This is a genomic window from Yoonia sp. GPGPB17 (genome assembly GCF_037892195.1).
Classification (GTDB): domain Bacteria; phylum Pseudomonadota; class Alphaproteobacteria; order Rhodobacterales; family Rhodobacteraceae; genus Yoonia.
Genome location: NZ_JATACI010000002.1, coordinates 342,955 through 356,530, shown reverse-complemented (window position 1 = coordinate 356,530; position 13,576 = coordinate 342,955). Strand labels below are relative to the sequence as shown.

At 56.5% G+C, this 13,576-nt stretch carries 17 protein-coding genes, 1 tRNA gene and 1 pseudogene; 7 read left to right on the top strand and 12 right to left on the bottom strand.

The genetic code is table 11. The features are described from left to right. Positions 1-80: 80 nt before the first annotated feature. Positions 81-554, top strand: a complete 474-nt coding sequence (locus tag QTO30_RS02160; protein ID WP_340422207.1) for a lytic transglycosylase domain-containing protein — start codon at positions 81-83, stop codon at positions 552-554. 12 nt (positions 555-566) lie between these two features. Here the strand turns inward: QTO30_RS02160 and QTO30_RS02155 are convergent, their stop codons facing one another. From QTO30_RS02155 to QTO30_RS02140, 4 genes are all read right to left on the bottom strand, one after another. Continuing rightward, on the bottom strand, positions 567-1,187 hold the full coding sequence (locus QTO30_RS02155) for a hypothetical protein (RefSeq protein ID WP_340422205.1): 621 nt from the start codon (positions 1,185-1,187) through the stop codon (positions 567-569). A gap of 163 nt (positions 1,188-1,350) precedes the next feature. Then, a complete protein-coding gene (locus QTO30_RS02150) occupies positions 1,351-2,052 on the bottom strand; it encodes a transporter substrate-binding domain-containing protein (RefSeq protein ID WP_340422203.1) in 702 nt (233 codons plus the stop codon). Continuing rightward, on the bottom strand, positions 2,045-2,428 hold the full coding sequence (locus QTO30_RS02145; protein WP_340422202.1) for a LysM peptidoglycan-binding domain-containing protein: 384 nt from the start codon (positions 2,426-2,428) through the stop codon (positions 2,045-2,047). Before QTO30_RS02145 ends, QTO30_RS02150 begins: the two co-directional genes overlap by 8 nt. Positions 2,429-2,611: 183 nt before the next feature. Beyond that, positions 2,612-3,001 carry a DUF2147 domain-containing protein gene (locus QTO30_RS02140; RefSeq protein WP_340422201.1) on the bottom strand — a complete coding sequence of 130 codons (390 nt, stop codon included), beginning with the start codon at positions 2,999-3,001 and terminating at the stop codon, positions 2,612-2,614. A 140-nt stretch (positions 3,002-3,141) separates the two neighbouring features. Here QTO30_RS02140 and hisA point away from each other — a divergent pair, with 140 nt between their 5' ends. Further along, complete coding sequence (gene hisA / locus QTO30_RS02135) at positions 3,142-3,861, top strand: 1-(5-phosphoribosyl)-5-[(5-phosphoribosylamino)methylideneamino]imidazole-4-carboxamide isomerase (protein ID WP_340422200.1); 720 nt, start codon at positions 3,142-3,144, stop codon at positions 3,859-3,861. Between the two features lie 3 nt (positions 3,862-3,864). Next, positions 3,865-4,320 carry a DUF2867 domain-containing protein gene (locus QTO30_RS02130; protein WP_340422199.1) on the top strand — a complete coding sequence of 152 codons (456 nt, stop codon included), beginning with the start codon at positions 3,865-3,867 and terminating at the stop codon, positions 4,318-4,320. On the opposite strand, the gene QTO30_RS02125 is transcribed toward QTO30_RS02130, so the two are convergent. Next, positions 4,317-4,439 carry a hypothetical protein gene (locus QTO30_RS02125; RefSeq protein ID WP_340422197.1) on the bottom strand — a complete coding sequence of 41 codons (123 nt, stop codon included), beginning with the start codon at positions 4,437-4,439 and terminating at the stop codon, positions 4,317-4,319. The genes QTO30_RS02130 and QTO30_RS02125 overlap by 4 nt on opposite strands. A gap of 56 nt (positions 4,440-4,495) precedes the next feature. Further along, entirely contained in the window at positions 4,496-4,765 is a 270-nt protein-coding gene (locus tag QTO30_RS02120; protein ID WP_340422195.1) for a DUF302 domain-containing protein, read from the bottom strand. Positions 4,766-4,867: 102 nt separating this feature from the next. On the opposite strand from QTO30_RS02120, the gene hisF reads away from it, so the two are divergent. Both hisF and QTO30_RS02110 read left to right on the top strand, forming a co-directional pair. Next, positions 4,868-5,629 carry an imidazole glycerol phosphate synthase subunit HisF gene (gene hisF / locus QTO30_RS02115; RefSeq protein WP_340422194.1) on the top strand — a complete coding sequence of 254 codons (762 nt, stop codon included), beginning with the start codon at positions 4,868-4,870 and terminating at the stop codon, positions 5,627-5,629. Beyond that, positions 5,626-5,934 carry a phosphoribosyl-ATP diphosphatase gene (locus QTO30_RS02110; protein ID WP_340422193.1) on the top strand — a complete coding sequence of 103 codons (309 nt, stop codon included), beginning with the start codon at positions 5,626-5,628 and terminating at the stop codon, positions 5,932-5,934. The genes hisF and QTO30_RS02110 overlap by 4 nt, the downstream gene beginning before the upstream one ends. On the opposite strand, the gene QTO30_RS02105 is transcribed toward QTO30_RS02110, so the two are convergent. The 4 genes from QTO30_RS02105 to rlmB all read right to left on the bottom strand — a co-directional run bounded on the left by QTO30_RS02105 (position 5,931) and on the right by rlmB (position 9,783). Next, the gene (locus tag QTO30_RS02105) at positions 5,931-7,055 is read right to left on the bottom strand and encodes a serine/threonine protein kinase (protein WP_340422192.1); all 1,125 of its coding nucleotides are present in this window, start codon (positions 7,053-7,055) and stop codon (positions 5,931-5,933) included. The genes QTO30_RS02110 and QTO30_RS02105 overlap by 4 nt on opposite strands. Positions 7,056-7,463: 408 nt before the next feature. After that, on the bottom strand, positions 7,464-7,937 hold the full coding sequence (locus QTO30_RS02100) for a CoA-binding protein (protein ID WP_340422190.1): 474 nt from the start codon (positions 7,935-7,937) through the stop codon (positions 7,464-7,466). Positions 7,938-8,118: 181 nt separating this feature from the next. Beyond that, positions 8,119-8,568, bottom strand: a complete 450-nt coding sequence (locus QTO30_RS02095; RefSeq protein WP_340422189.1) for a YHS domain-containing (seleno)protein — start codon at positions 8,566-8,568, stop codon at positions 8,119-8,121. A 438-nt stretch (positions 8,569-9,006) separates the two neighbouring features. Continuing rightward, the gene (rlmB, locus tag QTO30_RS02090) at positions 9,007-9,783 is read right to left on the bottom strand and encodes a 23S rRNA (guanosine(2251)-2'-O)-methyltransferase RlmB (protein ID WP_340422187.1); all 777 of its coding nucleotides are present in this window, start codon (positions 9,781-9,783) and stop codon (positions 9,007-9,009) included. Positions 9,784-9,908: 125 nt separating this feature from the next. Between rlmB and QTO30_RS02085 the strand changes: the two genes are divergently transcribed. After that, positions 9,909-9,992 (top strand) — tRNA-Tyr (locus tag QTO30_RS02085). Positions 9,993-10,362: 370 nt separating this feature from the next. Here the strand turns inward: QTO30_RS02085 and QTO30_RS02080 are convergent. Further along, positions 10,363-11,560: pseudogene (locus tag QTO30_RS02080) on the bottom strand (IS256 family transposase). Positions 11,561-11,690: 130 nt separating this feature from the next. Here QTO30_RS02080 and QTO30_RS02075 point away from each other — a divergent pair. Continuing rightward, positions 11,691-12,917, top strand: a complete 1,227-nt coding sequence (locus tag QTO30_RS02075; RefSeq protein ID WP_340422186.1) for a tyrosine-type recombinase/integrase — start codon at positions 11,691-11,693, stop codon at positions 12,915-12,917. Here QTO30_RS02075 and QTO30_RS02070 read toward each other — a convergent pair. Further along, positions 12,896-13,432, bottom strand: coding sequence for a hypothetical protein (locus QTO30_RS02070; protein WP_340422185.1), 537 nt, complete (start codon positions 13,430-13,432; stop codon positions 12,896-12,898). The two genes, QTO30_RS02075 and QTO30_RS02070, sit on opposite strands and share 22 nt — an antisense overlap. Positions 13,433-13,576 lie beyond the last annotated feature (144 nt).

The following is a 13,576-nucleotide window of genomic DNA, read 5'->3' as shown; positions in this document are numbered from 1 at the left end:
CGCAGACAGCCAATTCTGAGGCATCACTAAAAACAACTGCGCCATGCAAGAGCGCAAAAAAATCGAGAGCAGAGCAGAATATGATCAACCGTCGCCATTTTTTCATGATAAGCGCAGGCGCCTTGGCCGCTTGCGGAGGTCGCCGTGATACGCCCAGCGCCAGCAGGGCCGCAGACATTCCGCTTTATCCCAATGAGACACCGGAACTGCGGCGCCTGATCAACAAATACGCCGATGTGCACGATATCCCCGTGACTTTGCTACACCGGGTGATCATCCGCGAAAGCACACACCGGCCCGGCGCGCGCAACGGCCCGTACTATGGTCTAATGCAAATTCTGCCTGAAACAGCGCGGACTATGGGCTATCGTGGATCGCCCGAAGGCCTGCTGGACGCCGAAACAAACCTTATCTACGCCGGACGATATCTGCGTGGCGCTTGGCTTGTTTCGGATGGCGATGAACAGACCGCAGTCAACTGGTACGCGCGCGGCTATTACTACGAAGCCAAGCGGCGCGGGATGTTGGTCGAAACGGGACTGCGGTCCGGTTAGAAGCAGAGGCGATCAAGGGCAGCTTGCACCAGCGCACTCGAATACCCCGGAATCCACCCGGATTGCCCCCATCGTTGGCACCTCCACGAGATAGGCTGCACCTTCAATCCCAATGAGCTTGCCCTCAATCACGGTCGCGCCATTTGTCAGGATCACATCGCCCCCAAAAGTTGGCTGACTGCCCACATCCGGGCATCCGTCGCCCGAGCAGATCGCCCCATCGACATTTATACGCAACTCACCCAGGTTGGTTGCGATAACATATTGATCATTCGAAATCTCGATCAATTGGCCCATGACTTCGACGGAACCGTCAGTGGTTGTAAAGGTCAGTGTCGGCCCAACCGGAACAAACCGCATCGCCTCCGGGCAGGCCTGACCGATACAAGAAACACCCTCGACGGGGATCGTGACCATACCAATTGAACTTCTGAGCATCACAAACTGATCATTCGCTTCGATCAATTCACCGCTGATTCCATCGCCATCGTAAAACTTAAGCGTGACAGTCTCGCTATCCTGCGCAAAGGCAGATGTTCCACATACTATGCAGGCAGCCGTCATCATAAACGATTGCCGGATGAGGTGGATGCCTGAAGCGATAAAGCGATAGGTTTGAAAGACGTTTTCCATGTTGGTGTCCATGACTTGAATAGGCAAAAGTGGAGTTACGCGCAGTTTGACGGACCAAATACACGGGTCTTCTGCAGATCGTAGCCGCCCTGCAATACCAAAAGGGCCAGCAAGACACCCATCAAAACAACTGAATGGATGCCTTATTGATAAAAACCGAAGCTTACAAGTTTGCCTTGCGGAACTCGGTCATGTGGCGACGTACTGTCGCAAACCAAAGGCCAGAGGCTTTGATGTTCTCCAACCCGCTGTTCACCGTATCCATGATTTCCGCGTTACGCGGATGGGTCTTGGCGATCACAGCATGGAGCACGTCAACAAACGTCAGCGCCTCGTGCATCTGGACGGTGGCCTGAGCGTTCAATTCGCTGATCCGGCCATCCGCCGCATCAACGGCAACCAGCGCCACATCAGCCTGTCCATCAACCACATAGTTGATGCAGTCGGCTGCTGTAGGCGCACGGACAATCGTGACGGCTGGTGAGACGAGTTCAACCTCTTCAAGCGGCGCCAGTGTGAAGGCTTCTGCGCGACAGATGCTCTTGCCGATCAGCTCGGCGTGATCTGCAAAGACCGGATCGCTGGACAGGCTGTAGTAACCAAGCACTTCTTCATAAAGAGGCGCACTGAAATCGAGGTTATTGCAGCGGAACTGCGACTCGTCTTCCAGCTTGTCCATGATGTCACAATTCGGCTGGCTCCAGCCGATGCTGATGTCATAGGCGTGATCAACGATCAGCGGGTTCAGGTGTGCCCCGTCGTCATTGATGAAGTCGATCTGGTACTCGGGGTTTCCATCGGCATTCTCAAGCGCAAGGTTGATAATCTCGGTCAGCAAACCGCCCTGCGCCTGATCCTCATCCATGAAAGGGGCCCAGCCGGTGGCTGTCAAAACGCGGATCGGCTTGTCTTCGGCTGGTGCTGAGCAGTTGCTCGGTCGTCTGCACATTCCGGATTGCGGATGCATTCGCAGCAGATTGACCAAGGTCGCCGTCAAGGCAAGGGATGAAGAGAACGTCACCAATGTTGATCAGACCCGGGTTCGGGCCGATGGCCTCGGCATTGGCACTGTAGATCAGGTTAAAACTGCCCGTGTTGCCATAGGCCTGCTCTGCAATGCTGGACAGAAAGTCGCCAGATTGCACTGTATAGTCTTGTCCACAGCTAATGCTTTGGGCAGAAGCCGCCGCTGCGGTTAGGCAGAGGCAGGTCGAAAGAAGGTATGTTCGCGGGTTGCGCATGTATGCTGTACCTTGAATTGCATGTCTTGATGCTTCATCGGCTAAGAACGCTTTGTGGCAAAAATACGGAAGCCTTTGGGTCATTGACCCAACGTGACCGTTTTTCATCAAATTGCATCAATTGGTGCCCCAAAAACCAAAGCCCCCGCAATGCGGGAGGCTTTGCGTTACAGAGCATGCGTCTTACCCCACACGCACCCAGTTCTGGCTGGAACACAGCAGGCCACCGGCGACGCACCCACGCAGGCGCAAGCTGTTGCCTTCGACATCCATCTTGCCGATGTAGATCTTGTTGTTGGACGGGCGCCAGACCGACCCTTCATAGGCACCACCGCCCTGTGGCACCATATCGATCACCAGCGTTTTGCCGATGTTTTCGGACTGGTATTCGCCATCCGCATTGAAGGTTCGGCTGATCACGCCGCAAACTGCGGCGCCACATGGGGCCATGGTGATATGGGCATAAGCACCGTCGTCAACCTCGGTCTGCCACACGCCAAGGGCTGCGTCTTGCGCAGATGCTGCCGTTGCAAAGGCAAACAGCGATGCTGCCAAAATCAGAAGTCGTTTCATACTCATCTCCTCCCTGAGTTGCTGGGCCAGATCATGCGCGCGCAACGGACCCGCAATCAAGTAAGACGTTGGGTCAAAGCCGCGCGTTGCAATCCTCTGCCGAGCATGCATAAACGCAAGCAAACGTGAAAGGCGCGCCGATGATCCTCTACCCTGCCATTGATCTCAAAGACGGAAACGCCGTGCGATTGGTATATGGCGACATGGATCAGACCACCGTTTTCAACGATGATCCGGCCGCCCAAGCGAAAGACTTCGTCGCGGCGGGCTGCGAGTGGTTACACCTTGTGGACCTCAACGGTGCCTTCGCGGGCGAACCCGTGAATGCCGCCCCGGTTGAGGCGATCCTCAAAGCCTGTCCCGTGCCCGCCCAACTGGGCGGTGGTATCCGTGACATGGCCACGATTGAGCGGTGGTTGGACAAGGGGCTGACCCGTGTCATCCTTGGCACGGTTGCAGTCGAAAACCCCGATCTGGTGCGCGACGCCGCCAAAGCCTTTCCCAGTCAGGTCGCCGTCGGCCTTGACGCCCGCAACGGGCGTGTCGCCACGCGCGGGTGGGCTGAAGAAACAGATGTGATGGTCACCGACCTCGCAAAATCATTCGAGGACGCAGGGATCGCGGCCATCATCTACACCGACATTATGCGCGACGGTGCGATGAAAGGGCCGAATATCGACGCGACCGCTGCACTGGCGCGCGCCGTGGATATCCCCGTCATCGCATCTGGCGGGGTATCGTCGACGGATGATCTGACAGCGCTGCAAGAGACGGGTGTCATCTCTGGCGCCATCTCTGGTCGGGCGCTTTATGATGGGGCCATTGATCTCGCCGCAGCGCTGGCCCAGCTTAAAGGATAGTGCATGGGCAATCCGGTCAGCAAAATCACGCTCCCCGCCGCCAGCGCCTTGCATGATCAGCGCGTCGCGGGTGATTTCATGGATTGCTACAGCGTGGCCTCTGAGCTGCCACCACGGCGTGCCGCGGAAATCATCACAGCCTTTCCCGGATGGGCGCGGTTTCTGTTGATCATCCGCAAGATCGTCACGGGGCCTTTCGGACTTAGCCAAGATGGGCCAGAGGCGGCCGACAAACTGGGCCCCTTCCCGGTACAATCAGAAACTGAAACCGAAGTGATTGCCGGGTTCGACGACAAACACCTGAACTTTCTGGTGTCTGTCCTGTCGCATGAAGGGCAAATCAGTCTGGCGACTTGGGTCGCCCCCCATAACATTGGTGGCCGAATCTATCTGGCCGCGATCATGCCGTTTCACATCGCGATTGCGCGCAACGCTTTGGCACGGGTCGCGCGGGCCTAGTTTGCGCTCATGGCCTTATCCGTCAGCATGTTCAGCGCGCCGTTGATTTTGCCGACAACCTCGGCATCCGAGGCGATATCCAATCCCTCCAGCAACTCTTCCGCCGGGGTCCATGTCATCTGCGTGTTTCCGTCGGCATCTTCATAGGCCAAGACACGCAAGGGCAGCATCAGGCCTAAGCACGAATGTCATCTTCCATCGCGAGTGTACCCAAGGCTGGATTGCCAAAGATCAGCAAAGTCGCATCCGGGATCGACTTGCCTACGCTTTGCGCACCTGCCGCATGATCAACGCGGGCAAAGACTGTGGCCCCTGCCCCGTTCACAGCGGCCTCAAGGCCATCAATGGTTTCAGCGACAGAGAGTGGTGAGGATTTCATCATGTTTTCGGCCCATAAAGGTGCGGCACAAAGCCCGATCAAAGCGGCAGTGATGGCAAGTTTCATTTGATAGCTCCCATTTTCCAGTGGTGTCAGCTAACGCTGATCGGTGCGCGTGATCCACCCCACCCCTTCCCATTTCGCGCGATTCCGCCTAGAGATCACGCCATGTTGAAGACCCGGATCATCCCCTGCCTCGATGTCGCCGAAGGGCGCGTTGTGAAAGGCGTGAATTTCATTGACCTGATTGATGCGGGCGATCCCGTAGATGCCGCGATTGCCTACAATGCGGCAGGCGCGGATGAGCTGTGTTTTCTGGACATCATGGCCACGCAGGAAAACCGGGGCACCATGTTCGATCTGGCCACGCGCACGGCTGAGCAATGCTTTATGCCGCTGACCATCGGTGGCGGCGTGCGCACCCACCACGATGTGCGCGATCTGCTGCTGGCTGGCGCAGATAAGGTCAGCTTCAATTCTGCTGCCGTCGCCAACCCCGATGTGGTGGCCGAGGCCGCCATGCGCTTTGGCTCGCAATGCATCGTCGTGGCGATTGACGCCAAAACCGTGGCCCCCGGCAAGTGGGAGATTTTTACCCATGGCGGACGCCGTGCAACAGGCATCGACGCTGTGGCATTCGCCAAAACGGTCGTTGAAAAAGGGGCTGGGGAAATCCTGCTGACGTCCATGGACCGGGACGGCACGAAGGCGGGTTTCAACTTGCCCCTAACACGCGCAATCTCGGACGCGGTTGATGTGCCGGTGATTGCCTCTGGCGGTGTGGGCACCTTGGATCACCTTGTCGAAGGTGTGACCGAAGGCGGTGCCTCCGCCGTGCTGGCCGCTTCGATCTTTCATTTTGGCACCTACACTATTGGCGAGGCCAAAGCTCATATGGCCGCCGCCGGTATCCCCGTGAGGATGACATGACCCTGAACGATCTGGCCGATATCATCGCGTCGCGCAAAGGTACTGACCCTGAAAGCAGCTGGACCGCAAAGCTCTTGTCGCAAGGGCCCGAGAAATGCGCTGAAAAATTCGGGGAAGAAGCCATCGAAGCGATTGTCGAGGCCGTTAAAGGCGACCAGGACCGCCTCACAAGTGAAGCAGCCGATGTGCTCTATCATCTTCTGGTCATGCTTGCGGCACGGGATGTACCGCTAGAGAATGTGCTCAAGACACTCGCGGACCGCCAAGGCACATCTGGCATTGCAGAAAAAGCAGGACGCACCTAGCCGGGTTTACTGCCTGTCACCCAGCCCAGAATTCTCGACGACCGCGCCTCTTCTGCTATCTTTTGCTGGCGCTGCGCCTCCAGCGCGGCTTCTTTGGCCAAACGTTCGCGCTTGGCCTGGCGCGCCTCTTCCGCGCGGCGGGCTGCTTCTTGGGCAGCAGCCCGCTCTGCTTCACGGCGCTTGCGCTCTGCCACCTCAACAGTTTCACGGTTAAACTCCTCAACCCACTCTGGACGGTAGCGTTCGCTGCGCTGCGGGGATGAGGTTTTGGGCGCGACAATCGGTTCTTTTGGGATCACCGGTGTCACATGCTTATTGGTTTCCTCAATCAGCTCACTGATGGTTTTTGTGAGATGTTTGTTCTCGGGAAACTCAACTTTCTTGGGCTTCTTGCTTTCTTGCGCAATCAGAGTCAGCCACTCTTTGGCGGATTGAATCCGGTCCTTCGGCGGCACACTCATTGCTTTGTCGATGGCTTCTAAGAAAGCAGGCTCGTATTGCGGGAAGTTCCCCGCGAGCGGCTCGTAAGGATCATCGTTGAGGTCCGCCAAGGCAGACACACGGGTCTGACTGACAGGCGGAGCTTTCCCGGAAATCAGATGGTACATCGTCGCAGCCAACGCATAGAGGTCGCTGCAAGGGCCTTGAATACCGCCAGAGACATAAAACTCATGCGGGGAATAGCCATCCTTAACCACCAACATGGTCGAAACAGCGCCTGTTTTCTGGCTCGCATCCTCGCGCGCGGCGCCAAAATCGATCAGCGCAGGGGTGCCCCATTTGTCGAGCAGAATGTTATCGGGCGAGATATCACGGTGCAGCAGGTCATGGCTATGCACCAAATCAATGGCGTCCAGAACCTTGAGCAGGATATCACGGATCTGGTCAGGCATAAGCGTGTCGTTATCGTCCTCAATCGCATCCAGCAGGTCACGACCCTCAAACAGATCCAATACCATATAGGCGGTACCGTTTTCCTCAAATGCCTGATGGACGCTTACGATATTTGGATGACGCAAGCGGGCCAAACTGCGGGCCTCGCGCATGAACATATCAACGATCTTGCGAAACTGAACTTCATGCGTGGGCGAGTTGACCGTGACGCGGTTGCCAAAACGCATGCAAATCGACTCGGGAAAACACTCTTTGACAACAACCGCACGCTCAAGAAAGGTATCCTGCGCGATATAGGTGATCCCGATCCACCTGCACCGATCTGACGATCAATTTTGAACTTGCCGCCAAGCAACTCCAAGTCTGTCGGCAGTCCTTGACCTTGCTGATCATACGTCTGCGATGCATCAATAATACGTGTTTCTTGCATTGATTATCCATGGTTGTAAGGAACAACGGAAAAACAAACACTGATACGGGAACTTGCGGTTATACATATAGTTGCACCTGCAAAGTCAAACACAAAGCACCTTCAATTTGACGCGTATGGAATCATTTGCACGGCAGCCACTGATGATTGTGCGACAATTGTGCCTTTGTTGTGGCAAAGCGCCATTTTTTCATGAACAGATCGGCTAAAGCTCTAATTTTGATGAAATAATGCCCGTGGCAAAGCCGCCCATGCGCAGTTCAGAGAACAGGCGCTGATACTCGATCTTCGGGCAACGATCCTGAATGACATCGACGCCGCGCGCTTCGGCCTCGGCCGTCGCTTCGGCATGTCTCACCCCGATTTGCATCCAGATCGTTTGCAGGTTCGGCCAACGCGCCAGCGCTGCGGTCACGATGGGTGGCACAGCCTCGGAACGGCGAAAGATATCGACCATATCCACATCGTCCGGCACGTCACGTAGATCAGCATACACCGTTTCCCCCAGCAGTGTCTGCCCCGCCAGCCCGGGATTGACCGGGATTACCCGATACCCCTTCAGACCCAGATAGCGGGCCACATAGTAGCTGGGACGGATTTCATTGGCCGACACCCCGACAACTGCAATCGTCTTGGTGCGTTTGAGAATGGCGCGAAGGTGATCATCAGAATACTGCATCAGCGCACTATAACCTGCGACGTGCCGACAAAAAAGCGCCCGGACAACCCCGGGCGCAAGTTGCGGAACAGAGGGACAGTGAGAAGGCGCGCAGGTTCCGAACGCACGCCTTCCAATGCTACATAAGTATGCCGCACTGGCACAAAAGACGTTCTCAGGTAAATGTGAACAAACCGTGTATTCAGCCGCAGCTGGCCGTCGCCCAGTGGCTATCTGCCTGGGCGATGTACTGGGCGGGATCAGCTTGCCATGCCGCCATCGCAAGGCGCGATTGAGCCAGATAAAGGCGACCGTCATGGACCGCCCAGGCCTCTGGCACGGTATCTGAGACGCCACCATGCGCCATGGTCACCGCACAAAAGCCACCATAACGTGGCGCATATTGATGGGGATTGCGTTCAAACGCATCCATTGTCATCGATGACCCGAACCGCCACACCGCATTGCGCCAGCGCAACCGGTACAGATCGGATCCGGGCATTGGCCTATGCTCGGCAAAATAACTGACGGGATCGATGCCGTTGATGGCAACGCCATGCGTGCCAAACACACAAGGCTGGCGGGCCACAGCCGGTGTCGCCGCGAAAGGTAAGACGGCCAGACCACCGGTAAAATGGCGACGGCTTAGCATGGGAAGACGGTGAAAAGATGGGTCATGCAGGACAAACTGCGTGCAGATGGCAGTCTTGCCTACCCCCTCGCAAAGGCGTGAAGCGCAGTGATAAGACCTTAGTCAAAGATATCATCCACGACGTCTTCGACGACATCCCAGATCTCAGACATCACCCGGCGGCCAAACCCTTTGGATTTCTTGCGCTTTTTCGGGCGTTCTTTGCGGTATTCAGGGTATTTTTCAACACGTTTGCGTTTGGTCGGGCGGGCGGGTGCCGCCGCAGGCGCAGTCGCCCCCCGGCCCGCTTTGGTAACATTTTCAAAGCGCGCAATGGCGCACCACAGTTGCTACAGGCCAGTTCATGCTTGTCCTTGCCGCGCAGCACGAGGACCGCTTTGGTGCCGCAATAGCAGCAAGTCGCAATTTTCGTGGCACCCATGGGTCTCGTCCTGTCCGTCAGCCTTTGACAGCATATAGGGCAACTGCCGCCGCATTTGAGACGTTGAGCGATCCAAATCCCGCTGCCGCGTCGATTTTGACCAATTCATCGCAGGTTTCGCGGGTTTTCTCGCGCAAACCTGGGCCTTCCGCCCCCATCACCAGGGCCACAGGGCGGTCGCGCTTGCCCTCGACGGCGGCTTCGATCGTGTGCTCTGCGTCGCCATCCAGACCCAGCGCAAGATATCCCATGCCTTTCAGGGCCTCTATCGCATCCGCCAGATTGCGCACACGCAGATAGGGCTGGCGTTCCAATGCACCACTGGCCGTTTTGGCCAATGCACCTGTCTCTGGCGCGGAATGACGCTGCACGGCCACCACGGCGCGCGCCCCGAACACCTCGGCCGAGCGCAGGATTGCACCCACGTTGTGGGGGTCAGTCACACGGTCGAGCAACACGATCCGCGGCGGCATAGGCCCTTCGCCCAATGCCACATCCTCAAGACTGCCCCAGTCCAGCGGTTTGACTTCAAGTGCGGCCCCCTGATGCACGGACTGCGGATCAAGCGGTGCTGCGAACTTGCGCGGATCAGAGATTTCCGGCGACATCCCACTTTGCGCCACCGTGTCACCCAACCGCTCCAAAGCATTGCGCGTCACAACCAGCCGCAGTTTCTGGCGCGCTGGGTTTTGCAAAGCATCGCGCACCGCATGCAATCCAAAAAGCCAGACGGTCTCTTGTGCGGCCTGCCGCTTGGCCTGTTCTTTGGCAATCACCCACTTTGGCTTTTTCATGCTGTTTCCGATCCTTGGTTCAACGCAGGCGATACCCGACAATTTGCAAGCTGTGAAGAGTGGGGCACGATTGACCATTTTTGCAGTTGACGCACCCTTGGGCCACAGGTAGTCACCCCGTCAGTGGGCGACAGGCCGCAAGGTGTGGCAGGGGACTGTAACTCCCTCGAGGCGACTCACGCCTGGTTCGATTCCAGGGTCGCCCACCATGACGCTATCGCGTTGATTTTCCTTTTTTAATGGCTATTGCTTGTTTCCAGAAGCGAAATCTGGACACAAATTCAAGAAATCTGGACACAATGCGGACACTCAAGCGGCCCAAATACATGAAGGACAATGGTGGTGTTCTGTCATACCGACGCCGTGTTCCCGACAAGCATCAGAAGACCTTGGGCTTCAAAATGTGGAATCGACCATGCGGAAAAGTCTCTGACGCACAGGCGGTCGCAATGGTTGTTGAGTGGACCAAGCAGGACGACCAGACGATCAAGGATTTGGATGATCCCTTAGTCGCGGAAAAAACGAGATAGGTCACGTCCGTCAAGGTGGTGTAATTTGCCTGGTGGCCTGAGCGCATGATCAGGCGGCTTTGATGCTGAGAATTGGGTCTGTCTCCTCGTTGTCGATCTGGGCGAATGCCTCGACCATCATGTAGCGGCTTGCGGTCTGCCATTCGTCGTTCTGCTCAAATAGCACTGCGCCGATGAGGCGGGTGATGGATGCCTCGTTTGGAAAGATACCGACGACATCCGCGCGCCGTTTCACCTCTTTGTTCAGGCGCTCAATGGGATTGGTCGAGTGCAGCTTCGTGCGATGTTGGCGCGGGAAGGCCATGTAGGCCAGCACGTCGTGTTCGCTGCTGTCCATCAACTCTGCCAACTTTGGCCACCGAGGCCGGAGCTGATCGGCCACCTTGCGCCAGGTCTCTCCAGCGGATGCTCGGTCGGGCTGGTCGAAGGCTTGCCTGATCGCGGCGGCGACAACGGTGTGCTGGCCGCGTGACACATGCGCCAGGGCGTTACGCATCCAGTGAACCCGGCAGCGTTGCCACGTCGCCTCGAAGACGCGCTCGATGGCGGCGCGTAAGCCACTGTGGGCATCGCTGATCACCAGTTTGGTCCCATCAAGCCCACGGGCCTTGAGGCCGCGCAGGAAGTCCATCCAGAACGTTTCTGCCTCTGAGGGGCCAAGACCTAGGCCGATGATCTCCCGGCGGCCATCGGTGTTTGCTGCAACGGCGATTATGGCGGCAACGCTGACGATCCGCCCGCCCTGGCGCACCTTCAGGTATGTGGCGTCGAGCCAGACATAGGGCCATTCCCCGTTGAGCGGGCGGGTCAGGAACTCATTCACCCTCTCGTCAATGTCTTTGCAAAGCTTGGACACGGTGCTCTTGGAGATGCCGCTCAGGCCCATGGCTTGGGCTAATTCATCGACGCGGCGGGTGGACACACCGCCAATCCAAGCCTCCTGGATCACAGCCACCAGGGCTTTCTCGGATGTCTTTCGGGGTTCCAAGAAGCCGGGAAAGTAGCTGCCTTGGCGGAGCTTCGGGACCTTGAGGTTCAAAGTGCCCAAACGGGTATCGAGAGCGCTCTCGATACCCGTTCCGCCACGTGGCGCGGTCATTGCTACGTTCGTGCTTGCCTGCACCGATCAGGCCTTCGACATCGGCCTCCATGATGAGCTGAAGAACGGCCTCGGCAACGCTGCGAAGAAAGTCGCCGCCGTCCTGCTTGGCCAGAAGCTCTGATAAGTCCATGTTGGTTTTGGTCATCGGGGTCTCCGTGTGGTCCGTGGTTGAAGTCGCGAAACTCCGCCCGACCATACACCTCGGTGGCCACCTGGGTTTACACCGTTGACGGCATAGAAATTACACCACGTGCTCGGACACTAACACGAGATATGTGACAGAAGTCAACGCGCTTGAAGAGCCGTTGATGGGTATCGCCGATGCACTGACCGATCTGGGCATGGAGCCGGGGAACTGGCGTGGCAGTCAGATGTTGCAGGGGGCAAGGGCTGCACTACTCGCCGCCGATCAACATCCGGAAACTAGCCCTGCTGCTCGACTGGCAGCATATCGCAGCATCCTGACTATCTGCTTTGGCGATCAAGTGATCGCCCCTACGGACGCAGATGAGCGTGATGAATATGAACTGGTCAGGCGGAAACTGGAACGCCGCATCGCTGACATTGCCGGTGATCCGAACACACTGTCTGTGGTGAGCGAACGCGCTTTCGCGTTCAACGGGGTCAAAGAGTCGGTACGCAGGAAGTATCGAAGGCATATCCAGACTCTGATCCGACAAACCGGGGACATCCCTATCTCGCACATCACACCAAGAATGCTCAGAGAGTTTCGCGACAACCAGTTTCGGACCAACTCTGCAAGTTCAGTACAGGCAATCTTCACGCCGATCAAAACGACTCTGCGGTACGCAATCCAAGAGGAACTGATCGACATCAACCCCATGGGTTCGGTTCAGCTACATCGCGAAAAGCAATCGGTTCAACAGCGCAAATGGAAGCCATTCACGCCTAACGAAGCTCAACGCATTTTCGATGCCATGGACACCATATGGGGTAAGCGTGTGCGTGGTATGACTGAGGAACGCCGCGTTGCAGTTCGATGGGTCATCAAGGTTATGGCCTTTACTTCGATGCGACCCAAAGAAGTGCTTGATCTTGAACCGGAACGGATAACGGACAAGTGGATCAAAGTGGAAGGGTCAAAAACCGACGGATCGGATCGGGTGATCCCTCTGCATCCTGAACTAGCTGAGTTTCCAGAGTTCCTCCGCAGCGGTGGTTTCAACACGTTCAAGACCCAAGAGAAAGACCTTGTGCAGTCTGTGCGGCACAACTTCCAACAACTGATACGAAAGAAGATGGACCCACCGATCACTGATCCAAAGAAAGTGCTTTATTCATGGCGATCAACGTTCAGTAACGCTCTACGGCGTGCTGGTGCATCACCTGATCTGAGGCGGGCCATATTGGGTCATGCAGAGGCTGGGGCGCTCAGGCACTATGACGATGGCCCGGAGTTTACCCAAAAGCGTAAGTGGCTTGAAGCATCAGATTGTCGAAAGGAGTATGCGGAGCCGGGTCAGGACGATGACTTGGAATGAGTTCGGCAGGCCCTGAAGATTTCATCAGTCATTTCGACAGTGAATTGGAGATGGCCGATTGCATCGTTTGGACCTAACAGCAAGTAATCGCCCTTGTGGCTGGTTATATTGCGCAACTCTCTTGCCGCCTGCCACTGGTCATGACGTTGCTGATCAATCAGGTTCTCTTTGTATGCCCACTTCAAGAGATCGGCATAGCTTTGCTTCAGAACGGTCTTTGAAGCACGGGTTTCCCGAACAGCCTCCCGTAAGGCGCTTTCTTTGAGTCTGAAAAGTTCTTCGACGGCCAGAGTGAACAGCGGATAGTGATAGCAACCATAGACAGCACATCCCTGCGCCCGTTCGAACATCTGCTCTAGGTAGTCCGGGACCGTTTCGGTGAGACTGTAGGAAAGGATCAATTCAACCCACTTGTCAGTCTCGAAGGTCATACCGATGCCAAGTGGACTCCAGCCTTCAAGCCGTGGGTCATGTTCCAAATGGTTCTGGACCGTTAGGATCATGCTATCAGTCATGTGCGTGAACCATCTCTCATCCGATGTCCAATCATCTCGTCTCAAGTTTCCTTGGGGCTATCGTTCGCTAAATCGCGGAGCACCTTGGGGATGACACGTTCAATTCGGTAAGCACGGAAGCCCTCAGACCGTTCCGCTTGTCTC